This window comes from Shinella zoogloeoides (assembly GCF_030733845.1).
In the GTDB taxonomy this organism is placed as follows: domain Bacteria; phylum Pseudomonadota; class Alphaproteobacteria; order Rhizobiales; family Rhizobiaceae; genus Shinella; species Shinella zoogloeoides_C.
Window position 1 is genome coordinate 1,708,522 of record NZ_CP132311.1, and the last position, 24,972, is coordinate 1,733,493.

The following is a 24,972-nucleotide window of genomic DNA, read 5'->3' on the forward strand; positions in this document are numbered from 1 at the left end:
CATGAGCATCGCAAGCCGGCAGGGAATGGAAGTGAAACGCATGATTGCCGCGACGATCGTCTCGGCTGTCGCGCTGGCGCCCACCTTCGCGCTTGCCGGGCCGGAGGGCACCTATGCCATGACGGGCACCAATCCCGGCGACAAGAGCCCCTACGAGGGCGTGATCGAGGTGAAGAAGACCGGCGAGACCTATGCCGTCACCTGGCGCTTCGGCGCGGACGAGACCAAGGGCATCGGCACGCTCGCCGGGGGTTCGGGCAGGACGCTTGCGGTCAGCTACGATGCCGGCGAGAGCCACGGCATCGCGCTCTTTGAACTCCAGGGCGACGGATCCTGGTCCGGCGTCTGGTCGAGCATGGGCGGCGAGACGCTCGGAACGGAAATCTGGCGCCCGCAAGGCGGCGCCACCACGACGCGCGGCGGCGCGGCGGGCTCGACGCCCGCAAGCGCCTCGACCCCGGACGGCAAGGGCGCCGCACGCCGATAGCCGGAAGAGAGCAGACGCATGACCGACACCCTGCCGACCATCTTCGTCGATGCGGATGCCTGCCCGGTGAAGCCGGAAATCCTGAAGGTCGCCGAACGCCACGGCCTGCCGGTCACCTTCGTCGCCAATTCGGGCCTGCGCCCGTCGCGCGATCCCATGATCCGGAACGTCATCGTCTCGGGCGCCTTCGATGCGGCGGACAACTGGATCGTCGAGAACGTAAAGGAAGGCGACATCGTCATTACGGCCGATGTTCCGCTTGCCGGCCGCACCGTCGCCAAGGGCGCCCATGTCACCGGCCCGACCGGGCGGCTCTTCGACCAGACGAATATCGGCATGGCCAGCGCCATGCGCGATCTCGGCGCGCACCTGCGCGAGACCGGCGAGAGCAAGGGCTACAACGCCGCCTTTTCGCCGCGCGACCGTTCCGCCTTCCTCGAAACGCTCGACCGCCTCTGCCGCCGGGCAAGGAATGCGCGGGCAGGCTCATGACGGGAAAGCCGGGACCCCGGACCTACGGCCGCCATGTGCCGTTCTATGCCGGCATCGGCGCAGCGGCGGCGGTGCTCGCCGTCACGCTCTGGCTGGAGCCGGCTTTCGCCGTCGATATCGCGGCCGTCGTCTTCTTTCTCTGCTACCTGCTGCTGACGTCCCTGCGCCTGCCGCACCTCACGGCCACCTATCTCGAACATTATGCGACGGATACCGACGAGCCGATGGCGATCATCTTCGCCGTCACCTTCGCCGCCGTCGCAATTTCGACGGGCTCGCTCTTCATCGTGCTGAACCGGCCCGCCGCAACGGTTCCCGAGTTCGCACTCGCCTTCGCCTCGGTCGCGCTCGGGTGGCTCACCATCCACACGATGGCTGCCCTGCACTACGCCCATCTCTACTGGCGGCCCGGCAGCACGGCCGGCAGCCGGGACATCGGCAAGAGCCTCGATTTTCCCGGCGACGCACCGCCCGGCGTCTATGATTTCCTTTATTTCGCCTTCGTGATCGGCATGACGGCACAGACATCGGACGTGGCGATCACCTCCACGGCAATGCGCAAGGTCAACCTGCTGCACGCCGTCGTTTCCTTCTTCTTCAACACGGTGCTGGTCGCCGCCGCCGTCAATGCGGCGGTGTCGCTCGCCTCCTGAGAACAATCGGGGTCTTCCATGAAAGTGCTTTCCCAGAATACGGCCTTCGACGGCATGCAGGGCGTGTTTTCCCACGATTCGGAGGCCTGCAAATGCGAGATGACCTTCGCCGTCTTCGTGCCGCCGCAGGCGACCCGCGAGCCGCGGCCGGTGCTCTGGTATCTCTCCGGCCTCACCTGCACCCATGCCAACGTGATGGAAAAGGGCGAATATCGCCGCATGGCCGCCGAACTCGGCCTCATCGTGGTTTGCCCTGACGTAAGCCCGCGCGGCAACGACGTACCGGACGAGCTCACCAACTGGCAGATGGGCAAGGGCGCCGGCTTCTATCTCGATGCCACGGAAGAGCCCTGGGCCGAGAACTTCCAGATGTACTCCTATGTCACGGAAGAGCTTCCCAATTTCCTCCGCCAACACTTCCGCATGGACATGGACCGGCAGGGCATTTTCGGCCATTCCATGGGCGGCCACGGCGCCATGACGATCGCGCTCAAGCATCCTGACCGCTTCAAAAGCTGCTCGGCCTTCGCCCCCATCGTCGAGCCGTCGACGGCCGACTGGTCCGCGCCTGCCTTCGAAAAATACCTTGGCGCCGACAAGGCGAAATGGCGCGAATACGATGCCTGCGCGCTGGTGGCCGACGGTGCCCGCTTCCCTGAATTCCTGATCGACCAGGGCAAGGCCGACGGCTTCCTCGAAAACGGCCTGCGGCCCTGGCTCTTCGAGGAGGCGATCAAGGACACGGACATCAAGCTGACGTTGCGCATGCACGAGCGCTACGACCATTCCTACTACTTCATCTCCACCTTCATGGACGATCACCTGAAGTGGCATGCCGAACGCCTCGGCTGACGACCAAGATATGGCGGGGGTGCATGGCTGACATGCCGCTCCCGCCCTTGCCTTCGATACGCGGATCGGCAATATTCCGCCCGGTAGACGGCTACCGCCGGAGAAAGCTCCGGTCACGATTGCGGGGACGGCCTCGCTCCTTTGAAACGGAGTAGGCACAATGTCCTGGATTCTTCTCACCCTTGCAGGTCTCTTTGAAATCGGCTGGGCCATCGGTCTGAAATATACCGACGGTTTCACCAAGCCGCTTCCGACCGCCCTCACCGCCGGTTCGATGGTCATCAGCATCGTGCTGCTCGGCCTTGCCGTGAAGACGCTGCCGATCGGCACGGCCTATGCGATCTGGACCGGTATCGGCACGGTGGGCACGGTGATGCTCGGCATCTTCCTTTTCGCCGAGCCGGTGACGGCGCTGCGCATGGGCTGCATCGCCTTCATCGTCACCGGCATCCTCGGCCTGAAATTCGTCGCCTGAACTACGCCCGGCGATTGTCGAAGGCGAAAGCCCCCGGCCCTGCGAAAACGAGGTAGAGGAAGACGAACGAGAAGAGAATCGCGGCATCGCCGCGATTGTTGACCGGGAAGAAGCTCTGCGGCGCATGCGCCATGAAATAGGCAACCGCCATGAAGCCGCAGAGCACGAAGGCCACCGGCCGCGTGAACAGCCCCACCAATACCAGAAAACCGCCCACCACCTCCAGCGCACCCGCGACGCCGATCAGGTTCATGAGGTTGCCGAACGGCTGCTCTGCCGGCGGAAAATCGAAAAATTTCTGCGTGCCGTGCTCGATGAAGAGCAGCGCCGTCATGATGCGCAGCGCCGCCAGCGCCTGCGGTCGATAGGCGGACAACCGGTCGAACATGCCTGCACTCCCCTCGGTTTCACTCGAAGGGGAGTGTAGCACGCTCGCGACGCAAGTCAGCGCGGGATGTCGGCCAGCACGGCGGCGGCGATGTCCAGTTCCTCGCGCCGCAGTTCGCGGCGGCGGAAGGCTTCCTCGTCGGTGCCCCAGTGCTCGATCTGCCAGTCCTCGTCCACATGGGCGAGCGACCAGGCTTTGTCGGCATCGATCACGCCCTCGGCGAGCGCCAGGCCGAGCAGCGCCGAACCGGTGAGCGTCGTCACCGTGTGGACGCAGGCGAGCGCCAGCGGATCGCGATAGGCGGCGAGCGCAGCGGAGAATGCTTCGATGGCAAGCGCCGGCTGCTCCTGGTGCATGACGCCCTCGACAAGGATGAAGCGCGCGCCCTTGGCATCGGCCGCCCAGCGGATGACCGGATCCCAGCCTTCGCGCTGACGCGCGACGAGGCCATCCGGCGAATCCGCGCGGTAGCAGAGCATGTCGGTGCCGGCAAAACGCACGATTTCCTCGAACACCGCGTCGAGATTGTCGGCGACGCCGTCCACGGCGGTGTTGACGAGACGCGTCACCGGCATTTTCGCGGGATCGATCTCCTCGCCCTGCCTGTCCCACTCGGCCTTGAGCCGGTCGGCGATAGGCTGCGCCGGCACGGCGAGCAGCTTCTTGCCGGGCGTGCGCACGGGGCGGCCGTCGAGCAGGATGCGGAACCCTTCGTCCGTCCTGTCGGTCGAGACCTCCTTGTAGAACCGCTTCGGCAGCGGACGCTTCATCTGGATCTGCGCGCGGCGCACTGGATCGGGATCGCTCATCGCTTCGGAAAGGTCGCTCAGGATATCACGCATCGGAAATCTCCAGCCAGTCGAGAAGGTCGGCAGGCGTGCGCAGGATGTGATCCGCGCCGGCCTCGACCAGTTCGGGCACCGAGGCATAGCCCCAGGAAACGCCGATCGCCTTAGCGCCGGCTGCCTTCGCCATCTGCATATCGTAAATCGCATCGCCGATGACAACCGTCCGGGCCGACTCAATTCCAGCTTCGTCGCAGCATTCCGTCACCATGGCCGGGTGCGGCTTGGACGGGCAGTCATCCGCCGTGCGCGAGACGAAGAAGGTCTTGTCGAAACCGTGCGCGGTGCGGATAAGGTCGAGGCCGCGGCGGGATTTGCCGGTGACCGCGCCGAGGATCAGGTCGTCCTCCCGCTCGAGTCGCGCCATCATGGCGTCGATGCCGGGGAAAAGCGGCTCCTGGAAGCCCGGTTCCGTGCGCACGCCGCTATAGGTCGCCTTGTAATGCGCGGTCATCGCCAGCGCCTCGTCGTCGACATGCGGCTTGCCCTGCATGCGGGCGATCGCGATGTCGAGGGTCAGGCCGATGATCGCCTTGGTCTCGGAAAGGTCCGGCCGCGCAAAACCGAAATCGACGAAAGTACGCGCCATGACTTCATGGATCAGCTTCGCGCTGTCGACCAGCGTGCCGTCGCAATCGAACAGGACCAGCCGCATCAGTCTTCCTCGTCCCCCGCGGTCTGGTCGAAGCCGAACAGGTTCCATGTCTGCACCATATGCGGTGGCAGCGGCGCGGTCACGCGCAGACGCCCGCCATTGGGATGCGGAATATCGATGCGGCGGGCGTGAAGATGCAGCTTGTTCTGCACGCCGCCCGGGAACGACCAGTTGCTGTCGGCCTCGAAATATTTGGGATCGCCGAGGATCGGGTGGCCGATATGGGCGGCGTGGACGCGAAGCTGGTGCGTGCGGCCGGTATAGGGCTCCATCTCCAGCCAGGCGTAGGTCTGCGCGGCCTGCTCGATGATCCGGTAGAAGGAAACCGCGTGATCGGCGCCATCCTCGCCATGCTTGGCGATGCGCATGCGGTCGCCGTCGGGCGTCTGTTCCTTGACGAGCCAGGTCGAGATCTTGTCCTCGCGCTTCTTCGGCACGCCCATCACCAGCGACCAGTAGGTCTTCTTGGTGTCGCGCTCGCGGAAGGCGGCGGTCAGCTTCTGCGCCGCGCCGCGCGTGCGGGCGATGACGAGCACGCCGGACGTGTCACGGTCGAGGCGATGCACGAGGCGCGGCTTCTCGCCCTTCTGGCTCGTCCAGGCTTCCAGCATCTGGTCGATATGACGGGTGACGCCCGAGCCGCCTTGCACCGCGATGCCGGCCGGCTTGTTGAGCACGATGACCTTGTCGTCCTCGTGCAGCAGCATGCGCGAGAGCAATTCGCCATCAGGGGAATGCTTGAGGTCGCGGCCGGCGATGGGACCGGTCTTGACGGTCTTCTCGTCTATATCCATCGGCGGAATGCGGATCGTCTGGCCGGGCTGGACGCGCGTATCGCTCTTGGCGCGGCCGCCATCGACGCGGACCTGCCCGGAGCGCAGCAATTTCTGGAGCGGGCCGAAGCCGAGGCCCGGATAATGGACCTTGAACCACCGGTCGAGGCGCATGCCCGCCTCGTCGTTGTCCACCTGCCTGTGTTCGATGCCTGCCATGTCAGCCTTCTTTCGTTGCGCCGTGCTTTAGCGCAAGAACAGCCGAAGGGGAACAGGCGATAGCGCGACGCCAAGGAATGCCCTTGGCTGCAAAATGCTTAAAACGCGCGGAAGGTCAGCGTGGTCAGCGAGCGCACGATGCCGGGGATGGACGCGACGTGGTCGTTGATGAACTTGCCGATATCCTCTTCGCTCTCGACATAGATCTTCAGGAGCAGGTCGTACTCGCCACTGGTGGAGTACAGCTCCGAAATGAGTTCCGTAGCGTAAAGCGCATCGGCAACCTCGTAGGTCTTGCCCGGAGCGCATTGCAATTGCACGAAAATCGGCTTCATCGGTCCTCCCGCGCCATCGGCGGCATGCTGCAGCTTGTGCCTCGGCCGCACGATTCCGGCGGCGATCTCCGCCTCTTATGGCGGAATTCGCCTATTGAAGGCAAGGCCGGCCGAAAATCGCACAGTCCGTTAAAATTCGATGAAATTGCAACCATCGCGTTTTACGTCCGCGAAAGGCGCAACTGTTAAATTCCGTAAACCAACCAACCCGTTGAAGCGCCATGACCCAGATCGTGACAGTCTCGCCCGCCACCGCCGCCTATGCCTCGCAGGGCATGAGGATGCAGACCCGCACCGGCACGCTCTTCGAGCAGCGTATCCACCATTGGAGCGAAGACGCCAAGATCAAGGGCGATGCCCGCACGCTCGCCGTTCTCAACGTCATCCAGCCGCCGGCCCTCGCGCTTGCCCTTCTCACCGCGCCCGGCGGCATGCCGCAGGTGACCGTGGCCGAGGCGCAGCGTCTTTACGACGAGAGCGGCTTGCCGCTGCCCGCCGAAGCCACCTGATCTCCCCCGAAAGAAGCAGCCGTCCTCCAACCTTGCCCCCGTTTCGGGGGCTTTCTTTTGCCGTCTTCCCGCAACGACAAATATTTGTTCGGCAGCGACGCCGGCTCTTGCCAAAACACGGGCAAGGCCGTTATCTGGAGCCGACCTCGCTGGGAGAAACCGGCCGGCCCGAAGGGGTATGGCCGGTGCCGAAGGAGCAACCGCCCCGGAAACTCTCAGGCAAAAGGACCAGCAAGGTGCCGTCGGAACTCTGGAGAGAAGCGTGAGAACGCTCGCCGAAGGGATAACAATCTCAGGCGAAGGGACAGAGGGGGCTCAGGAGAACGGCGCAATTGCGCCTGGATTGTGAGCCGGCGCCCGGAGGAACCCGTGGGCGCCCAAGGACTGGAGGGCGCCTTTTGGACGGATCGTCTGAACTCAAGAAAACACCGCTTCACGCGCTGAACCTGTCGCTCGGCGCCCGCATGGTGCCGTTCGCCGGCTATGAAATGCCGGTGCAATACACGGCCGGCGTGATGAAGGAACATCTGCACACCCGCGCGGCCGCCGGCCTGTTCGACGTGTCCCATATGGGCCAGGTCACCGTGCGCGCCCGCTCCGGCGACAATGCCGACGCGGCGCGGGCGCTGGAAACGCTGGTGCCGGTGGATGTCGTCGGCCTCGGCGAAGGCCGCCAGCGCTATGCGCTCTTCACCAACGACGAGGGCGGCATTCTCGACGACCTGATGATCGCCAATCGCGGCGACCATTTCTACGTCGTCGTCAACGCCGCCTGCAAGGACGCGGATTTCGCCCATATGCAGGCGAAGATCGGCGATGCCTGCGAACTGACGCTGCACGACGACCGCGCGCTGATCGCCCTGCAGGGCCCGCACGCGGAAGCCGTGCTGGCCGAACTCTGGGCCGACGTCTCCTCCATGCGCTTCATGGACGTGCGCGCCTGCGACCTGCACGATGCCGACTGCATCGTCTCGCGCTCGGGCTATACCGGCGAGGACGGCTTCGAAATCTCCATTCCGGCCGATCTTGCCGAAACCGTCTGTCGCCGCCTGCTCGACCATCCCGACGTGCTGCCGATCGGCCTCGGTGCGCGCGATTCTCTGCGCCTTGAAGCCGGCCTCTGCCTCTACGGCAACGACATCGACACCGGCACGACGCCGGTCGAGGCCGGGCTCGAATGGGCGATCCAGAAGGTGCGCCGCAGGGGCGGCGAACGCGCCGGCGGCTTCCCGGGCGCCGGCATCATCCTCGACCAGCTCGAAAACGGCGCGGACCGCCGCCGTGTCGGCCTCAGACCGGAAGGCCGCGCGCCGGTGCGCGGCGGTGCGGTGCTCGCCACCGATCCCGAGGGCGAGGACGTCGTGGGAACCGTCACCTCCGGCGGCTTCGGCCCGAACGCCGACAGCCCCGTCGCCATGGGTTACGTGTCCAAGTCCTCTGCAACGCCTGGCACGCAGCTCTATGCCGGCGTGCGCGGAAAATTCCTGCCGGTCACCGTATCGGCCATGCCCTTCGTCAAGAACACCTTCAAACGCTGACCCCATGATCCGTTGCGCCCCCCTCATCCGCCTGCCGTCGTGTCCCTTCTCCCCGCTGGGGAGAAGGGACACGACGGCAGCGGTTTGCTTCCCTTCTCCTCGTCGGGGAGAAGGTGGCCCGAAGGGCCGGATGAGGGGCGCGCCCGGAAATCTTTCCAGAGAGAGGAACAAACATGCTGAAATTTACCGAAGAACACGAGTGGCTGAAGATCGAAGGCGGCGTTGCGACCGTCGGCATCACGGCGCATGCGGCCGAACAGCTGGGCGATCTCGTCTTCGTCGAACTGCCCGAGGTCGGCGCCTCCTTCTCGAAGGGCGGCGATGCGGCGACGGTCGAATCCGTGAAGGCCGCCTCCGACGTCTATTGTCCGCTCGACGGCGAGATCGTCGAAGTCAACGAGGCCATCACGGCCGATCCCTCCCTCGTCAACAGCGACCCGCAGGGCGCCGGCTGGTTCTTCAAGCTGAAGCTCGCCAACCCGGCCGATGCGGACGCGCTGATGGACGAAGCCGCCTACAAGGAGCTTGTCGGCTGATGTCTCTGCCCAAGGATTTCGCCTTTACCGACTACCAGCCCTACGACTTCGCCAACCGTCGCCATATCGGCCCCTCGCCGAAGGAGATGGAGGCGATGCTGAAGGTGATTGGCTATCCGAGCCTCGACGCGCTGATCGACGACACCGTGCCGCAATCGATCCGCCAGGAGAAGCCGCTCGAATGGGGTGCGCCGATGACCGAGCGCGAAGCGCTCGACAAGCTGCGCGAGACCGCCAACCGCAACAGGAAGCTCGTCTCGCTGATCGGCCAGGGTTACTACGGTACAATCACGCCGCCGGTCATCCAGCGCAACATCCTGGAGAACCCGGCCTGGTACACGGCCTATACGCCCTACCAGCCGGAAATCAGCCAGGGGCGCCTGGAAGCGCTCATCAACTACCAGACCATGGTCTGCGACCTGACCGGCCTCGACGTGGCGAATGCCTCGCTGCTCGACGAAGCGACCGCCGCCGCCGAGGCGATGGCCATGGCCCAGCGCGTGGCGAAATCCAAGGCGAACGCCTTCTTCGTCGACGAGAACTGCCATCCGCAGACGATCGCGCTGCTCAAGACCCGATCCGAGCCGCTCGGCTGGCAGATCGTCGTCGGCGATCCCTTCATCGATCTCGACCCGGTCGACGTCTTCGGCGCGATCTTCCAGTATCCCGGCACCTACGGTCATGTGCGCGATTTCACCGGCCTCATCGCCCGCCTGCACCAGACCGGCGCCATCGCCGTCATGGCGGCCGATCCGCTGGCGCTCGCCCTGCTGAAATCGCCCGGCGAGATGGACGCGGACATCGCCATCGGCTGCACCCAGCGCTTCGGCGTGCCGGTCGGCTATGGCGGGCCGCATGCGGCCTATATGGCGGTCAAGGACGCCTACAAGCGCTCCATGCCCGGCCGCCTCGTCGGCGTCTCCATCGATGCGCGCGGCAACCGCGCCTATCGCCTGTCGCTGCAGACGCGCGAGCAGCACATCCGCCGCGAAAAGGCGACGTCGAACATCTGCACCGCGCAGGTGCTGCTCGCCGTCATGGCTTCGATGTATGCGGTCTTCCACGGGCCGCAGGGCCTGAAGGCGATTGCACAGAGCGTGCACCAGAAGACCGTGCGCCTCGCCGAGGGCCTCGAAAAGCTCGGCTACACGGTCGAGCCCGACGTGTTCTTCGACACGATCACCGTCCATGTCGGCAAGCTGCAGGGTATCATCCTGAAGACGGCCGTCGCGGAAGAGGTGAACCTGCGCAAGATCGGCGACGACCGCATCGGCATCAGCCTCGACGAGCGTTCGCGCCCTGTCACGCTGCAAGCCGTCTGGCGCGCCTTCGGCGGCGATTTCGACGTGGCGCAGTTCGAACCTGCCTACCGCCTGCCGGAAGACCTGCTGCGCACCAGCGAATACCTGACGCATCCGATCTTCCACATGAACCGCGCGGAAAGCGAGATGGTGCGCTACATCCGCCGCCTTTCCGACCGCGACCTCGCGCTCGACCGGGCGATGATCCCGCTCGGCTCCTGCACGATGAAGCTGAATGCGACAGCGGAAATGCTGCCGATCACCTGGCCGGAATTCGCGGAGATCCATCCCTTCGTGCCGGCCGACCAGGCGCAGGGTTACCGCCATCTCATCGAGGACCTGTCGCAGAAGCTCTGCGACATCACCGGCTACGACGCGCTCTCCATGCAGCCCAATTCCGGCGCACAGGGTGAATATGCCGGCCTCCTGACAATCCGCGCCTATCATCTCGCCAACGGCAACGACCATCGCGACGTCTGCCTCATTCCGACCTCCGCGCACGGCACCAATCCGGCCTCCGCCCAGATGGTCGGCATGAAGGTCGTCGTCGTGAAGGTGTCGGACAACGGCGACATCGATATGGAAGATTTCCGTGCAAAAGCAGAGCAATACGCGGAAAACCTCTCCTGCTGCATGATCACCTATCCCTCCACGCACGGCGTCTTCGAGGAGAACGTGCGCGAGGTCTGCGAGATCGTGCACAAGCATGGCGGCCAGGTCTACATGGACGGCGCCAACATGAACGCCATGGTGGGCCTTGCCCGCCCCGGCGACATCGGCGGCGACGTCTCGCACCTCAACCTGCACAAGACCTTCTGCATCCCGCACGGCGGCGGCGGCCCCGGCATGGGCCCGATCGGCGTCAAGGCGCACCTCGCCCCGTTCCTTCCCGGCCACCCGGACATTCCGGGCCTCGGCGGCACGGGCGCGGTGTCGGCGACGCCCTTCGGTTCGGCCTCCATCCTGCCGATCTCCTGGAGCTACTGCCTGATGATGGGCGGCGAAGGCCTGACGCAGGCGACGAAGGTGGCGATCCTCAACGCCAACTACATCGCCGCCCGCCTCAAGGGGGCCTATGACGTGCTCTACAAGTCCGCCAAGGGCCGCGTGGCGCATGAATGCATCATCGACACGCGTCCGCTGGCGGCAAGCGCCGGTGTCACGGTCGACGACGTCGCCAAGCGCCTGATCGACTGCGGCTTCCACGCGCCGACCATGAGCTGGCCGGTCGCCGGCACGCTAATGATCGAGCCGACCGAATCGGAGACCAAGGCCGAGATCGACCGCTTCTGCGATGCGATGCTGGCGATCCGCGAAGAGGCGCGCGCCATCGAGGAGGGCAAGATGGACCGGGAGAACAACCCGCTCAAGAACGCCCCGCACACGGTGGAAGACCTCGTCGGTGAATGGGATCGCCCCTATTCGCGCGAACAGGCCTGCTACCCGCCGGGCGCCTTCCGCGTCGACAAGTACTGGTCTCCGGTCAACCGGGTGGACAATGTCTACGGCGACCGCAACCTGGTCTGCTCCTGCCCGCCGCTCGAGGACTACGCGGAAGCCGCCGAGTGATACGGACGGCATGAATTTTCGCCCCGGCCGATCCTATCGGCCGGGGCTTTTCATTTTCGGGCAGGGAGGCAGGATCAGGGTGCGATGGCGACGTCCACCCAGAAACGGGTGAACCCTTCGGCGAAATCGCGGTAGCCGCTCAGCGTCGAGGGCTTGACGGCATAGGCATTGGCGCCGTTCTCGTAGGCGCGGTTCACATCCGCCGTACTGGAGGACGAGGACAGCATGATCACCGGCGTCACCGCCGTGCGCGCGCGCCCGCGCAAGCGCTTCAGCAACTCCATGCCGCTGATGCCGGGCATGTTGATGTCGAGCAGGATATAGTCGAAGGCTTCGGCATCGAGACGGTCGGAGGCAAGCTGGGCGTCGGCGACATGCGTGATTTCGATGGGACTGCCGGCATCGCTGAAGGCGCGCATGACGAAGCGTACATCCACGGGATCGTCGTCGACCACGATCAGCTTTCTAGGCGAGCCCGCCACGACCGTCCCCCCTTGATTTCATGGGTTGCGGAAACGTCACGACAAAGCGTGCGCCCGGACCATAGCTCGTGTCAAGCGCTATCACCCCGTTGTGGCTCTCCACGATGCGGCGCGCCAGCGCAAGGCCGACGCCGGTGCCCTGATAGACCGTTTCATCACGGTGAAGCCGTTGGAAAACCTCGAAAATCCGGCCGACATGCTGCGGATCGATACCGATACCGTCGTCCTCCACGATGAAATCGATGCCCTGCGGCCCCTGCCGGGAATAGATGCGGACGGCCGGCGCCTCGCTCGGCCGGCGGTATTTCAGGGCATTGCCGATCAGGTTCTGCACCAGGCGCTTCAGCAGCTCGGGATCGCCCATGACCTCCGGCAGCGGCTGGACATCCACCGTCCCGCCGCATTCCTGCACATGGCTTTCCAGAAGTGCCAGCGCATCGCGCACCACGCCGGACAGCGCCACCGGTTTCGGCGAATTTATGCGGTAGGCGATCTGCGAGAATTCCAGGAGGCTGTCGATGATGCGGCGCATGCGCGCCGCGCTCTTGCGCACATGGTCGGCATAGTGCGGCAGCTCGGAGAATTCGCCGCGATGCAGGTCTTCCGAGATCATCTCGGCGAACATGGACAGATGGCGCAGCGGCGCCTTCAGATCGTGCGAGACCGTCGCGGTGAACTGGTCGAGCGCCTCGTTCTTGCGGCGCAACTCGTTCGTCTGCGCCTCCACCTGCTGCTGCTGGCGCTTGGCCTCGGTGATATCGCGCCCGACGCTGACGATCTCGCTGAGGCCGTCTTCGTCGAAGATCGCGACCGCCGTCCACAACATCCACATCGGCTGGCCGTCATGGTCCATGCAGATTTCGAGCGTCTGCACGGGCTTTTCACGCGAATAGGCCGAGATATCCATCAGCGGCGCCGTCTGCTCCGGTGCGCAGGCGACCTCGGGCAGATGACGGCCGATCAGCTCATCGGTGGTGGAGCCGACATGGGCGGCATATTTGTCGTTTGCGAAGCGAACGGTCAGGTTCCGGTCGAAGCGCAGGATCATGTCCGGCAGGATCTGCAGCAGCGAGAGATATTCGCGGCGCTTTTCCTCCAGCGCCGCCTCGGTGCGCTTGAGCTCGGAGACATCGACACGCAGCGCGACGATGTCTCCGGTCTCGGCGACATGGCTCTCCCCGCGGATCCACCTGTCCTTGCCGAACTCGAAGACGCTTCCGCCGCTCCCGGTATTCCTGTGGCTTTCAAGCCGCTCGCGCACCATCGCCTCGGCTTCCGGCGTGCCCTCCTCGATGCCGGGGAACATTCCGACGCGGATATTGGCCCGGGCGATGCTTTCCAGCGTCGCACCCACACGCACTGCATCGCGAGCCTCCCCGCACCGCTCCTTGTAGGAGCGGTTGAACATGATCAGGCGCTCTTCCTCGTCGAAGATCGCAAACCCCTCGTTCATCGTGTCGAGCGCCGCCGCGATGCGCTGGCCGAGCAGGATCTGTTCGCCATGGCTGCCGCCGCTGAGGAGGCTGCGCAGGAGAAGCGCATAGCGCGCGCCGCTCGCATCGTCCGGGACGGCAATGACATGCGCCGTCGCCTCGAAGAGCGTGCCGTTGTCGTGGCGGAAGGAAAAGGCGTGGGCGTTCTCCCGCCCTTCCAAAGCGTGGCGGGCAAGAAGGGCCGCTGGATTGGCGCCTTCGATGACGGCGCAAGCGCCGGGCTTGCGACCATCGCGGTTCCAGCCGAAAGTCCGCGCCGCAGCCTCGTTATGGGAAACGACGGAGGCTTCGCCATCGAGGATGAGGACGGGAAACGGCAGGTTCTCGTAAAGTGCGGCGGCAAAGCCGGTCATCGCTCGCGCCCCTCCTGGCGATCACGCGGGCGCGAAAGGGTCGCGCCGCATGCCGGAGACTAGGCAAAACCGATTGCGAAGGAAAGCCGCGAGGATTTGCAGTCCTCGCATGCCTGTTTTCAGGCGCGCACTGTCGGCTGGCCAGCGGCGGCAAGGGCCGCAAGGTCCGCCGGCTTCAGTTCGACCGATTCGCCGCAGCCGCAGGCGGACGTCTGGTTCGGATTGTGGAAGGTGAAGCCGGAGCGCAGCGTCGTCACCTCGAAATCCATCTGGGTGCCGAGAAGGTAGAGCACGGCTTCCGGCGCGATCCACACGCGGGCGCCGCCATGTTCGATCAGGTCGTCCTTGGCATTGGGTTCGGTCACGAGATCGACGGAGTATTCCATCCCCGCGCAGCCGCCCTTCTTGATGCCGACACGGATGCCCTTGGCATCGCCGCCGGCATTGTCGACGATCGCCTTGACGCGGCTTGCCGCTGCATCGGTAAGTGTCATGACTGCAAAGGCCATGGGCCGTATCTCCTTCGACCTAACGGGTTCAAGGCCCGATGGTTTCCGAATCTGAATCTAGTGTCCCCGACGGGACGGATCAATACCAGCCGACGGCGACCTGCGCCTCTTCCGACATGCGGTCCGGCGTCCACGGCGGGTCGAAGGTCATGCTGACCTCGACGCCGGACACGCCTTCCACGGCGCTTACGGCATTTTCCACCCAGCCCGGCATCTCGCCGGCCACCGGGCAGCCGGGCGCCGTCAGCGTCATGTCGATCTTGACCATGCGGTCGTCTTCGATGTCGATCTTGTAGATCAGGCCGAGCTCGAAGATGTCGGCCGGGATTTCCGGGTCGTAGACCGTCTTCAGCGCGGAAATGATGTCGTCGCTGAGGCGCGCCAACTCGTCTTCCGGGATCGCCGAATGAACGATGCCGTCGCGGACGTCGATCTTGTCTTCCGTTGCGTCGAGGGACATGGGCCTACTCCTCAGGCGAAGAACTTGCGGGCATGGTCGAGCGCGTCGGCGAGTGCATCCACCTCGGCGCGTGTATTGTACATGCCGAACGATGCCCGGCATGTGGAGGTGACGCCGAAGCGTTTCAAGAGCGGCTGGGCACAATGGGTGCCGGCGCGCACCGCCACCCCTGCCCGGTCGATGACCATCGAGACGTCATGGGCGTGGATGCCTTCCAGCTCGAACGAGAAGATCGAGCCCTTGCCCGGCGCCGTGCCGAAGATGCGCAGCGAATTGATCGCCGACAGCCGTTCATAGGCGTAGTCACGCAGGTCTGCCTCATGGGTGGAGATCGCCGCGCGGCCGATCTTTTCCATATAGTCGAGCGCGTGGCCGAGGCCGATCGCCTGCACGATCGGCGGCGTGCCGGCCTCGAAGCGGTGCGGCGGATCGTTGTAGGTGACGATGTCTTCCGTCACGTCGACGATCATCTCGCCGCCGCCCTGGAACGGCCGCATCTCCTTCAGCCGGTCCATCTTTCCGTACAGCACGCCGATGCCGGAAGGGCCATAGAGCTTGTGGCCGGTCATCACGTACCAGTCGCAATCGATGTCGCGCACGTCGACCGGCATGTGCACGGCGCCCTGCGAGCCGTCGATGAGCACCGGAATGCCGCGCTCGCGGGCGATGCGGCAGATTTCCTTGACCGGGACGATGGTGCCGAGCGCATTCGACATATGCGTGATGGCGATGAGCTTCGTGCGCTCCGTCAGGCACTTCACGAAGTCCTCGACATGGAAGGCGCCCGCCTCGTCCACCGGCGCCCAGACAAGCTTGGCGCCCTGCCGTTCGCGGATGAAATGCCACGGCACGATGTTGGAGTGGTGCTCCATGATGGAGAGGACGATCTCGTCGCCCTCGCCGATCTTTGGCATGCCGTAGCCATAGGCCACCGTGTTGATCGCCTCGGTCGAGGATTTCGTGAAGATGATCTCATCGACCGAAGAAGCGTTCAGGAAGCGGCGCACCTTTTCGCGCGCCGCCTCATAGGCGTCCGTGGCGGCATTGGAGAGGAAATGAAGGCCGCGATGCACGTTTGCATATTCGTTGGAATAGGCATGCGCGATCGCGTCGATCACGGCCTGCGGCTTTTGCGCCGAAGCCCCGTTATCGAGATAGACCAGCGGCTTGCCGTAGACCGTCTTCGACAGGATCGGGAAATCCTTGCGGATCGCCTCGACGTCATAGGCCGTTGCGGGTGTCGGCAGCGCGTGTTCCATCTCGTTCGTCCCTTGTCAGACGCTTGTCAGGCGTGCTTTTCCAGCCAGGCGGCGATGACGCCTTCCAGCGCCTCGACCAGCGGCTCGTCGTCCAGTTCCTCGACGATCTCGGCGACGAAGGCGTTGACCAGCATGGCGCGCGCCTTGTTTTCCGGGATGCCGCGGGCCATCAGGTAAAAGAGCTGCGTGTGGTCGATGTCGATCACGGTCGCGCCGTGGCCGCACTGCACGTCGTCGGCGAAGATCTCCAGCTCGGGCTTGGCCGAGAAATCAGCCTCGTCCGAAAGCAGCAGCGTGTTGCACGACATCTTGGCGTCGGTTTTCTGCGCATCCGGCGCCACGCGGATCTGGCCTTGGAAGACGCCGCGGGCGCGATCGAAGATCACGTTGCGGATGACTTCGCTCGATGTCGTGTTCGGCACGTTGTGGCCGACCGTGAAGGTCACGTCGTTGTGCGTCTCGCCGCCGAGCAGGTTTATGCCGCGCAGGATCAGGTCCGATCCCTCGCCCGCCACCACGACGTGGATTTCCTGCCGCACGAGCTTGCCGCCGGCATTGATCAGGTAGAGGCGCAGTTTCGCGTCCGTGCCGAGCGTGATGCGGATCTGGCCGAGATGCGTATCCGCGCCGCCCTGCGCCTGGAAGATGATCCAGGTGATTTCGGCGCCGTCGGCCAGCGTGATGTCGCTGACCGTGGTGACGAAGGCCGCATTGTCGCCCGCCGCGAGGTGACGCTCGATGATCGTCCCCTTGACGCCGGCGCCGATGGTCGCCGGGAAGCGCGTATGCGTCTGGCCGGCATTCTGGATCGTCTGGATTTCGAGCGGCGCTTCGAGCTCGGTGCCGTCGGGCAGGTCGAGCACGAAGCCGTCGCGCACGAAGGCGCCGTTGATGCGGCCGATCGCATCGTCGCCGTCGCGGGCGGCAAGGCCCTCGGCGGCGGTGCCGTCCGCCAGCGCGGCGGCGAAGGTGCCGACCCTCACGCCCTCGGCGCTCGCGCGGGCATCGGCAAGGCCGTTGACGACCGAGAGCACGGCCGAACCTTCGACCAGCGGGGCAACCTTGGCGGCGGAGGCCGCCGGATCGAAGGTCGGCACGGCGCGCAGCAGCGCCTTGAGGTCCGTATAGTGCCAGGCCTCGACGCGGCGCGTCGGAAGGCCGGCTTCCTTGAAGTCGCTGATCAGCGTGTCGCGGGCGGCGAGCACCGCGCCGTCGCCCGGCAGCTCGCCGATCGCGTGGTCATAGGCTTCGCAAAGCGCGGTCTCTGCGACCGAAAGCTTCATGCCTGTCTGCATGTTCATGAGATCACTCCTTCACGGGTGCCGTCAGGCAGCGGCACCGATGATGTCGGCATAGCCGTTTGCTTCCAGCTCGTGTGCCAGCGTCTTGTCGCCGGACTTGATGACCTGGCCCTTGTAGAGAACGTGGACCGTATCCGGCACGATATAGTCGAGCAGGCGCTGGTAGTGGGTGATGACGACGACGGCGCGGTCGGGCGAACGCAGCGCGTTGACGCCGTCGGCGACGATCTTCAGGGCGTCGATGTCGAGGCCGGAATCCGTCTCGTCGAGGATGCAGAGCTTCGGCTCGAGCAGCGACATCTGGAGGATTTCCGCGCGCTTCTTCTCACCGCCGGAAAAGCCGACGTTCAGCGGACGGCGCAGCATTTCCGGCGCGATCTTGAGTTCGGCGGCGGCGTCCTTGACGCGGCGCATGAAGTCCGGCGTCGTCAGCTCGGCTTCGCCGCGCGCCTTGCGCTGCTCGTTCATCGCGACCTTGAGGAACTGCATGGTGGCGACGCCGGGGATTTCGACCGGGTACTGGAAGGCGAGGAAGATGCCCTTGGCGGCGCGCTCGGACGGGTCGAGCTCGAGAATGCTCTCGCCGTTGTAGAGGATGTCGCCCTCGGTGACTTCGTAGTCCTCGCGGCCGGAAAGGATGTAGGACAGCGTCGACTTGCCGGAGCCGTTCGGGCCCATGATGGCGGCGACTTCGCCGGCCTTCACGGAGAGGTTCAGGCCACGGATGATCTCGGTGCCGTCTTCGGCGATGCGAGCGTGCAGATTCTTGATTTCAAGCATTGCTGGTCTCTCAGTCTTTTTTCGGTCTTCCGAAGAGGAAGCGATTCAATTGTTTCGTACTGGCTTCGCCGGTCACGGTCAGCACCACCCCCAAGAACAAACCGCTCCCCAAGCCTATCTGCTTTGCGAGTGGCCAATTCATAAGCAGGCCCGCTATTCCTACGACGACACCGATCATCGAAACGAAGATGGAAAACACAAGCGCCTTCAGTCCCGAAGTCATTTCCGCGCCTTCAGCCGGCGGTCGGCTTTCAAGCATGATGTTTAGGTCCTGCGTTCAGAGCGCTCGAAGCTCCCGTTCGTTTCAGAAGCCGAGGAAGAAATGGACCACCGGAAGCATCATGGCGGAGAACCCGCCGAGGCAGAGCCCTATCGCCGTGCGTATGGCCACGTTCCGAACGTTGGGCGCATACGCTGCCAGTCCACCGCAAACCACGGCGTAGTACGTCAGATTGACCGGATCCATGTCGTCTCTCCCGATGAGAACCGCACCGCTATTATAACGGATCACGCGTGAACTTCATCGAAAGGCCTTGTCCGGCCCCCCGGCGGCCAACCGCCGGGGCATTCCAATCGGTCAGCCGACCGAACCTTCCAGCGAGATGCCGATCAGCTTCTGCGCCTCGACGGCGAACTCCATCGGCAGTTCCTGGATGACTTCCTTGACGAAGCCGTTGACGATCAGCGCGATCGCCGCCTCGGTCGGGATGCCGCGCTGCAGGCAGTAGAAGAGCTGGTCTTCGGAGATCTTCGAGGTGGTCGCCTCGTGCTCGAACTGCGCGGTCGCGTTCTTCGCCTCGATATAGGGCACGGTATGCGCCCCGCACTTGTCGCCGATCAGCAGCGAGTCGCACTGGGTGAAGTTGCGCGCGTTTTCCGCCTTGCGGTGGGCCGAAACCTGCCCGCGATAGGTGTTGTTGGAAAAGCCCGCGGAAATGCCCTTCGAGACGATGCGGCTCGACGTGTTCTTGCCGAGATGGATCATCTTCGTGCCACTGTCGATCTGCTGGTGGCCGTTCGACACCGCGATCGAGTAGAACTCGCCGCGCGAACCATCGCCGCGCAGGATGCAGGACGGGTACTTCCAGGTGATCGCCGAACCGGTCTCGACCTGCGTCCAGGAGATCTTGGAATTCTTGCCCCGGCAATCGCCGCGCTTCGTCACGAAGTTGTAGATGCCGCCCTTGCCTTCCTTATCGCCCGGATACCAGTTCTGGACGGTGGAATACTTGATCTCGGCATCATCGAGCGCGACCAGCTCGACGACGGCAGCGTGGAGCTGGTTCTCGTCGCGCTGCGGCGCGGTGCAGCCTTCGAGGTAGGAGACGTAGGCGCCTTCCTCGGCGATGATCAGCGTGCGCTCGAACTGGCCCGTGTTCTTCTCGTTGATGCGGAAGTAGGTCGACAGCTCCATCGGGCAGCGGACGCCCTTCGGCACGTAGACGAAGGAACCGTCGGTGAAGACCGCGCAGTTGAGCGTGGAATAGAAGTTGTCGGTCGTCGGAACGACGGAGCCGAGATACTTCTTGACCAGTTCGGGATGCTCGCGGATGGCCTCGGAGATCGACATGAAGATCACGCCGGCCTTCTTCAGCTCTTCCTTGAAGGTCGTGACGACCGAGACCGAATCGAACACGGCGTCGACCGCGATCTTCGAGGTCTGCACGCCGGCGAGGATTTCCTGCTCGCGCAGCGGGATACCCAGCTTTTCGTAGGTCTTCAGCAGCTCCGGATCGACCTCGTCCAGCGACTTCGGGCCGCTCTGGTTCTTCGGCGCAGCATAATAATAGAGGTCGTTGAAGTCGATCTTCGGATAGTCGACGCGCGCCCAGGTCGGCTCTTCCATGGTGAGCCAGCGGCGGTATGCCTCAAGGCGCCATTCGAGCATCCATTCCGGTTCGTCCTTCTTGGCCGAGATGAAACGGATGATATCCTCGGACAGGCCCTTCGGCGCCTTGTCCATCTCGATGGTGGTCTCGAAGCCGTATTTGTACTGGTCGACGTCAATCTGACGGACCTGATCGATCGTTTCCTGCACCGCAGGCATATCGTTCTCCAATCTCGCCGGATCCAAGGTCCGGCAGCTTGTTAACGTGTGGCGGGTCTACCGCCGGTTATGTAAGCGCCAAAGGGGACTTTTCCCACCTTTTGGCAAGCGAAAACTCGCGTTTCCGCAAGATTCCGCTCAGGCCGCGTTTCCCGTCATGCGCCGCCGCGAGACGACGCGGGCAAAAGCGGCCAGAAAGCGCTCCACATCCGCCCCCGTCGAACCCGGCCCTAGCGAGACGCGAAGTCCGCCGAGCGCCGCATCGAAGCCCATCGCCGTCAGCACATGGCTCTGCCCGACCTTGCCGGACGAGCAGGCCGAGCCCGCCGAAAGCGCGATGCCTTCGAGATCGAAGGCGATCTGCCCGGTTTCAGACTTGAGATCGGGCAGGCTGAAGAAAGAAGTGTTGGCTATGCGCTCGACCTGCGCGCCGTGGATCACGACGTCGTTGGTCACCGCGCGCATGCCCGCCTCCAGCGCATCGCGCAGCGCACCAATCCGGGCATTGCGCTCCGCGATATCGGCGGCGGCGAAGCGGGCGGCAGCGGCGAAGCCGGCAAGCGCCGCGGGATTCTCCGTCCCCGAGCGATGTCCCTTTTCCTGCCCGCCGCCCCGGATGAGCGGCACCGGCATCAGCACCTCGCCCTTCGAGACGAGCGCACCGGCGCCTTTTGGGCCACCGAGCTTATGGGACGAAATGATCAGGAAATCCGCCCCGAGCGCTTCGAGCTCGATCGGCATGCGGCCGGCGGCCTGGACCGCGTCCACGACGAAAAGTCCGCCGTGGCGGTGAACGATGGCCGCGACAGCTGCGGCCGGCTGCACGATGCCCGTCTCGTTGTTGGCCAGCATCACGGCGACCATCGGCAGGCCCCTGGCCTTGTCATGGCCTTGAAGAAGCGTCTCCAGCGCATCGAGATCGACGATACCGGCCGGCGTGACCGGAATGCTCGTCACGTCCTCGCGCGCGAACCGCCCGCCTTCGCGGATCGCCGGATGCTCGATCTCGCAAACGTAGAGATGGCCGATGGCAAGCGGCGTGCGGCCCATGCGGTAATCGGGCGTCAGGACGAGATTGGCGGCCTCGGTGGCGCCGCTCGTGAAGATCACATGCGACGGCGCGGTATCGACCAGCGCGGCGACGTCGCGGCGCGCGGCTTCCACCAGCATGCGCAGCGCCCGGCCCTCGCCGTGGACGGAAGACGGATTGCCGACCATGTCGAGCGCCGCGACAAAGGCCTCGCGCGCCGCCGGCAGCACGGGCGCCGTCGCGTTCCAATCCAGATATGTGCGCTCCGTCTTCGTCATTCGTTGTCCCTGCCCGCGCGGCCAAGTTCAATGCGGCGTGCATTTTTCTTGAAATTTCGGTCGGGCTTGCCTTATGACACCAAGCTCACGGCGCCCGATGCGCCCAAACAGTTTCGAATAGTTCTAAACTAGGTTCTAGAAAAGCTGAGTGCTTTCGTCAAGACTTGAATTGACAAGAATCCGTGTCCGAACGCGAACTTGCCGGAGTAAGAATGCCCGAAATCATCTTCAACGGACCTGCCGGTCGCCTTGAGGGCCGTTACCAGCCGTCCAAGCAGAAGAACGCCCCGATCGCCATCGTGCTGCATCCGCATCCGCAGTTCGGCGGCACGATGAACAACCAGATCGTCTACCAGCTCTTCTACATGTTCCAGAAGCGCGGTTTCACGACGCTGCGCTTCAATTTCCGCGGCATCGGCCGCAGCCAGGGCGAATTCGACCATGGCGCGGGCGAGCTGTCGGACGCGGCATCCGCGCTCGACTGGGTGCAGAGCCTGCACCCTGATTCCAAGAGCTGCTGGGTCGCCGGCTATTCCTTCGGCGCCTGGATCGGCATGCAGCTCCTGATGCGCCGGCCGGAAATCGAAGGCTTCATGTCGATCGCGCCGCAGCCGAACACCTATGACTTCTCGTTCCTCGCCCCCTGCCCGTCGTCCGGCCTCATCATCAACGGCGAAGCCGACAAGGTCGCGCCGGAAAAGGACGTCAATGGGCTCGTGGAAAAGCTGAAGACGCAGAAGGGGATTCTGATCACGCACCGCACGGTGCCGGGCGCCAACCACTTCTTCAACGGCCAGACCGAAACGCTGATGGCCGAATGCGAGGACTATCTCGATCGCCGCCTTGCCGGCGAACTGACGCCGGAACCGGCCGCCAAGCGTATCCGCTGAGCGGCAGAAACCCGAAACGAAAAAAGCCCGATGGTCCGCCATCGGGCTTTTTCTTTGCCGTCAGTTTGTCCGTCTAACGACTTCAAGCACCTGCGCCGGCGGCTCGGCCTCGCGCACGCAGTCGCGGCCGGCATTCTTGGCGGCATAGAGCGCATCGTCGGCGCGGCGCATGGCAAAACGCAGCGGTTCCGTCTCGCCGACTTCCGCCACGCCGAAGCTGGACGTGACGCGCACGGCCGGCGGCAGGCCGGGAATGGGCGAGACGGAGCGGGTGGCGCGCAGGGCATGGGCAAAGAGCAGGGCGGCCTGCTTGCCGGTATTCGGCAGGAACAGCATGAACTCCTCCCCGCCGATGCGGGCGGCAAGCGCGCCCCTCGGCGCGGCAGCCTGGAGCATTTCCCCGAAGGCGCGAATGGCGGCGTCGCCACCCTGGTGGCCGTGGGTGTCGTTGACGGACTTGAAGTGATCGAGATCGCACAGCACGATGCTGTGCGGCCCCTGCCCGGCCATAAGCGCATCGACGCGATTGTCGAAGCCGCGGCGGTTGAGCAGGCCGGACAGCGGGTCGACCTCCGCATTGACCTTCTCGTCCGCGACGATCTCCAGCACCAATACACAGAGCAGCATCAGGCCGACGGTGACGATCAGCACCGCGCTCATGCTCTGCGACAGCAAGGCGAACTGGCTGGAAATATAGTCCTTTGCCGTGGTGCCCGAACCGGCGAGAACGGCGGCGAAGGCCTTTACGACGAAATGCGCGCTGGTCAACGCCAGCAGCACGACGAGCGCCCGGTCGACGAAGGTTTTCACGCGGGCCCGCCAGGCCGCCCAGGCGCTCATGCCGAGCGCGACCGCGAAAGGCATCTGGTAGGGCAGTGCATGTTGCAGCGTGCCGCGGGGCAAATCGTAGATGAGATAATCGAGCACGACGAAGGCGACGAAGACGGCCGCCAGCGACGCGCGATTGGACTTCAGACCGTAGAGATGGCCGATGCCGATACGCAGCATGAACATGCCGCCCAGCACGGAGGCAAAAGCCAGGATCGCCCAGGGCTTGGGCGGAGGAACATAGGCGACGAGAAGCTCGAAGACGGTCGACAGGGAGGCCACGGCAAAACAGCCGGCAAACCACCGGGCGGCGACGCGATTGCGGCTGCGGGCGGAAACCGCCAGGAAAAACATGCAGAAACACTGCGCGATGAGGAAGTTCACCGTCAGCAGGAAACCTGCGCCACTCATCAGCCACCCTACGCAAGATACAAACCGTATCCGTGCAAAAGCGCCCCGGAACGATCGAGAGCAATGCTAAGGAGCAGCCGCGAAGAAAGCGTTAACCGGGAGTAGCTGCTTTCTGCAATAGGCCGCCGGTGACGGGCGCCCTGACGCCGGTCGTTCCCGGAAAGGTCAGCGGCAGGCCGCGCAGGGAGCGCACGGCGAGATAGGCCCAGGCCTCCGCCTCCATGCTGTCGCCGTTCAACTCGACCGCCTCGGCAGAAACGATTTCCGCGCCCTCCACCTCCGCGAGCGCCGAAAGGTCGTCCATGACGACCCGGTTCAGCCGCCCGCCGCCGCAGACGACATAGAGCTTCGGTCGCTCCGGCAGGTGGCGGGCGGAGCGAAGGATGGCGGCGGCGGTGACGTGCGCCAGCGTGCGCGCGCCGTCCTCCAGGCTCGCATCGCTTTCTTCCGGCGGACGGAAATCGTTCCGGTCGAGCGAGCGGCGCACCGGATCGGTGAAGAAGGCGTGTCCGAGGTAACGCTCGGCAAGATCAGGATCGACCCGGCCTTCCGAGGCGATCATGCCGCCCTGGTCGTAGGGAATGCCGGCATGGGCCTCCACCCACTGGTCGATCAGCGTGTTGCCCGGCCCGCTGTCATAGGCGACGATTTCGCCACCGCTGCCGATGAAGGTGAGATTGGAAATGCCGCCGATATTGACGAAGACCACGGCCTTGCCCGTGGAATTGGACAGGCCGGCGGCCAGCGCGGCATGATAGGCGGGAATAAGCGGCGCCCCCTGCCCGCCATGCGCCATGTCGTTCGCCCGCATATCGTAGACGACGTCGATGCCCGTCTCGCGCGCCAGCAGCGCGCCATCGCCGAGCTGCACCGTCAGGCCGGCATTCGGCCGGTGCAGCACCGTCTGGCCGTGAAAGCCAATAACATCGATATCCGCCGCCGTCAGGCCGTTTTCGGCAAGGAACGCGCGCACGGCCTCGGCATGGCGAAGGGTCAGCGCCCGCTCGATATCGGCAAGATCGCCCGGCCGCGCGGCGCGCTCCTCGATCGCCTTGGCCGTCTCCAGCGCGCCCTGCAGGCGGCGGCGGAAGGCGGCGTCGTAGGCGCGGCCCGTCGAAGGCCCGCGTTCGACCACGCTCTCGCCGTCCGTGCGCACCAGTGCGACGTCGATGCCGTCGAGGCTCGTGCCGCTCATCAGGCCGATCGCTGTCCATACCGTCATCG

Annotated in this window: 28 protein-coding genes and 1 riboswitch; of the genes, 10 read left to right on the forward strand and 18 right to left on the reverse strand. The window is 64.6% G+C overall.

The window, feature by feature from the left end:
• Position 1: 1 nt before the first annotated feature.
• The 5 genes from Q9316_RS09610 (at position 2) to Q9316_RS09630 (ending at position 2,959) form a co-directional block, all read left to right on the forward strand.
• Positions 2-487: a hypothetical protein gene (locus tag Q9316_RS09610; protein WP_306034947.1), complete on the forward strand. Its 486-nt coding sequence runs from the start codon at positions 2-4 to the stop codon at positions 485-487.
• A gap of 18 nt (positions 488-505) precedes the next feature.
• Complete coding sequence (locus tag Q9316_RS09615; RefSeq protein WP_306034948.1) at positions 506-979, forward strand: YaiI/YqxD family protein; 474 nt, start codon at positions 506-508, stop codon at positions 977-979.
• Positions 976-1,632 carry a DUF1345 domain-containing protein gene (locus Q9316_RS09620; protein ID WP_306034949.1) on the forward strand — a complete coding sequence of 219 codons (657 nt, stop codon included), beginning with the start codon at positions 976-978 and terminating at the stop codon, positions 1,630-1,632. The genes Q9316_RS09615 and Q9316_RS09620 overlap by 4 nt, the downstream gene beginning before the upstream one ends.
• Positions 1,633-1,650: 18 nt before the next feature.
• Complete coding sequence (gene fghA, locus Q9316_RS09625; RefSeq protein WP_306034950.1) at positions 1,651-2,484, forward strand: S-formylglutathione hydrolase; 834 nt, start codon at positions 1,651-1,653, stop codon at positions 2,482-2,484.
• A 160-nt stretch (positions 2,485-2,644) separates the two neighbouring features.
• Entirely contained in the window at positions 2,645-2,959 is a 315-nt protein-coding gene (locus Q9316_RS09630; RefSeq protein WP_306034951.1) for a DMT family transporter, read from the forward strand.
• 1 nt (position 2,960) lies between these two features.
• Here Q9316_RS09630 and Q9316_RS09635 read toward each other — a convergent pair whose 3' ends face one another.
• The 5 genes from Q9316_RS09635 to Q9316_RS09655 form a co-directional block, all read right to left on the reverse strand.
• Positions 2,961-3,347 carry a DoxX family protein gene (locus Q9316_RS09635; protein WP_306034952.1) on the reverse strand — a complete coding sequence of 129 codons (387 nt, stop codon included), beginning with the start codon at positions 3,345-3,347 and terminating at the stop codon, positions 2,961-2,963.
• A gap of 56 nt (positions 3,348-3,403) precedes the next feature.
• Positions 3,404-4,189, reverse strand: coding sequence for an ATP12 family chaperone protein (locus tag Q9316_RS09640; RefSeq protein ID WP_306034953.1), 786 nt, complete (start codon positions 4,187-4,189; stop codon positions 3,404-3,406).
• Entirely contained in the window at positions 4,182-4,847 is a 666-nt protein-coding gene (locus tag Q9316_RS09645; RefSeq protein WP_306034954.1) for an HAD-IA family hydrolase, read from the reverse strand. The genes Q9316_RS09640 and Q9316_RS09645 overlap by 8 nt, the downstream gene beginning before the upstream one ends.
• Complete coding sequence (locus tag Q9316_RS09650; protein ID WP_306034955.1) at positions 4,847-5,839, reverse strand: RluA family pseudouridine synthase; 993 nt, start codon at positions 5,837-5,839, stop codon at positions 4,847-4,849. The genes Q9316_RS09645 and Q9316_RS09650 overlap by 1 nt, the downstream gene beginning before the upstream one ends.
• Positions 5,840-5,937: 98 nt before the next feature.
• Positions 5,938-6,174: an Lrp/AsnC ligand binding domain-containing protein gene (locus tag Q9316_RS09655; RefSeq protein ID WP_306034956.1), complete on the reverse strand. Its 237-nt coding sequence runs from the start codon at positions 6,172-6,174 to the stop codon at positions 5,938-5,940.
• 221 nt (positions 6,175-6,395) lie between these two features.
• On the opposite strand from Q9316_RS09655, the gene Q9316_RS09660 reads away from it, so the two are divergent.
• The 4 genes from Q9316_RS09660 (at position 6,396) to gcvP (ending at position 11,627) form a co-directional block, all read left to right on the forward strand.
• Positions 6,396-6,683, forward strand: a complete 288-nt coding sequence (locus tag Q9316_RS09660; protein WP_306034957.1) for a hypothetical protein — start codon at positions 6,396-6,398, stop codon at positions 6,681-6,683.
• Between the two features lie 140 nt (positions 6,684-6,823).
• Positions 6,824-6,924: riboswitch (glycine riboswitch) on the forward strand.
• A 157-nt stretch (positions 6,925-7,081) separates the two neighbouring features.
• Entirely contained in the window at positions 7,082-8,221 is a 1,140-nt protein-coding gene (gene gcvT, locus Q9316_RS09665) for a glycine cleavage system aminomethyltransferase GcvT (protein ID WP_306034958.1), read from the forward strand.
• A 173-nt stretch (positions 8,222-8,394) separates the two neighbouring features.
• Complete coding sequence (gene gcvH / locus Q9316_RS09670) at positions 8,395-8,757, forward strand: glycine cleavage system protein GcvH (RefSeq protein ID WP_306034959.1); 363 nt, start codon at positions 8,395-8,397, stop codon at positions 8,755-8,757.
• The gene (gene gcvP, locus Q9316_RS09675; RefSeq protein ID WP_306034960.1) at positions 8,757-11,627 is read left to right on the forward strand and encodes an aminomethyl-transferring glycine dehydrogenase; all 2,871 of its coding nucleotides are present in this window, start codon (positions 8,757-8,759) and stop codon (positions 11,625-11,627) included. Before gcvH ends, gcvP begins: the two co-directional genes overlap by 1 nt.
• Before the next feature lie 74 nt (positions 11,628-11,701).
• Here gcvP and Q9316_RS09680 read toward each other — a convergent pair whose 3' ends face one another.
• The 11 genes from Q9316_RS09680 to Q9316_RS09730 form a co-directional block, all read right to left on the reverse strand.
• Positions 11,702-12,109, reverse strand: a complete 408-nt coding sequence (locus Q9316_RS09680; protein ID WP_306034961.1) for a response regulator — start codon at positions 12,107-12,109, stop codon at positions 11,702-11,704.
• Positions 12,093-13,955, reverse strand: a complete 1,863-nt coding sequence (locus tag Q9316_RS09685) for a PAS domain S-box protein (RefSeq protein ID WP_306034962.1) — start codon at positions 13,953-13,955, stop codon at positions 12,093-12,095. Before Q9316_RS09685 ends, Q9316_RS09680 begins: the two co-directional genes overlap by 17 nt.
• Positions 13,956-14,074: 119 nt before the next feature.
• Complete coding sequence (sufA, locus tag Q9316_RS09690) at positions 14,075-14,464, reverse strand: Fe-S cluster assembly scaffold SufA (RefSeq protein ID WP_306034963.1); 390 nt, start codon at positions 14,462-14,464, stop codon at positions 14,075-14,077.
• A 79-nt stretch (positions 14,465-14,543) separates the two neighbouring features.
• On the reverse strand, positions 14,544-14,924 hold the full coding sequence (locus Q9316_RS09695) for an SUF system Fe-S cluster assembly protein (RefSeq protein ID WP_306034964.1): 381 nt from the start codon (positions 14,922-14,924) through the stop codon (positions 14,544-14,546).
• Positions 14,925-14,935: 11 nt separating this feature from the next.
• Positions 14,936-16,183 carry a cysteine desulfurase gene (locus tag Q9316_RS09700; RefSeq protein WP_306034965.1) on the reverse strand — a complete coding sequence of 416 codons (1,248 nt, stop codon included), beginning with the start codon at positions 16,181-16,183 and terminating at the stop codon, positions 14,936-14,938.
• A 26-nt stretch (positions 16,184-16,209) separates the two neighbouring features.
• On the reverse strand, positions 16,210-17,484 hold the full coding sequence (gene sufD, locus Q9316_RS09705; RefSeq protein ID WP_306034966.1) for a Fe-S cluster assembly protein SufD: 1,275 nt from the start codon (positions 17,482-17,484) through the stop codon (positions 16,210-16,212).
• Between the two features lie 24 nt (positions 17,485-17,508).
• A complete protein-coding gene (gene sufC, locus Q9316_RS09710) occupies positions 17,509-18,264 on the reverse strand; it encodes a Fe-S cluster assembly ATPase SufC (protein WP_064330102.1) in 756 nt (251 codons plus the stop codon).
• Between the two features lie 10 nt (positions 18,265-18,274).
• On the reverse strand, positions 18,275-18,523 hold the full coding sequence (locus Q9316_RS09715; protein ID WP_306034967.1) for a hypothetical protein: 249 nt from the start codon (positions 18,521-18,523) through the stop codon (positions 18,275-18,277).
• Positions 18,524-18,568: 45 nt separating this feature from the next.
• Positions 18,569-18,730, reverse strand: coding sequence for a hypothetical protein (locus Q9316_RS09720; RefSeq protein WP_306034968.1), 162 nt, complete (start codon positions 18,728-18,730; stop codon positions 18,569-18,571).
• Positions 18,731-18,841: 111 nt separating this feature from the next.
• On the reverse strand, positions 18,842-20,311 hold the full coding sequence (gene sufB, locus Q9316_RS09725) for a Fe-S cluster assembly protein SufB (protein WP_306034969.1): 1,470 nt from the start codon (positions 20,309-20,311) through the stop codon (positions 18,842-18,844).
• A gap of 138 nt (positions 20,312-20,449) precedes the next feature.
• On the reverse strand, positions 20,450-21,619 hold the full coding sequence (locus tag Q9316_RS09730) for a cysteine desulfurase family protein (RefSeq protein WP_306034970.1): 1,170 nt from the start codon (positions 21,617-21,619) through the stop codon (positions 20,450-20,452).
• Between the two features lie 212 nt (positions 21,620-21,831).
• Here Q9316_RS09730 and Q9316_RS09735 point away from each other — a divergent pair, with 212 nt between their 5' ends.
• Positions 21,832-22,509, forward strand: coding sequence for an alpha/beta hydrolase (locus Q9316_RS09735; RefSeq protein ID WP_306034971.1), 678 nt, complete (start codon positions 21,832-21,834; stop codon positions 22,507-22,509).
• Between the two features lie 60 nt (positions 22,510-22,569).
• Here the strand turns inward: Q9316_RS09735 and Q9316_RS09740 are convergent, their stop codons facing one another.
• Positions 22,570-23,748, reverse strand: a complete 1,179-nt coding sequence (locus tag Q9316_RS09740; RefSeq protein WP_306034972.1) for a GGDEF domain-containing protein — start codon at positions 23,746-23,748, stop codon at positions 22,570-22,572.
• Positions 23,749-23,839: 91 nt separating this feature from the next.
• Positions 23,840-24,970, reverse strand: coding sequence for an anhydro-N-acetylmuramic acid kinase (locus tag Q9316_RS09745; RefSeq protein WP_306034973.1), 1,131 nt, complete (start codon positions 24,968-24,970; stop codon positions 23,840-23,842).
• Positions 24,971-24,972 lie beyond the last annotated feature (2 nt).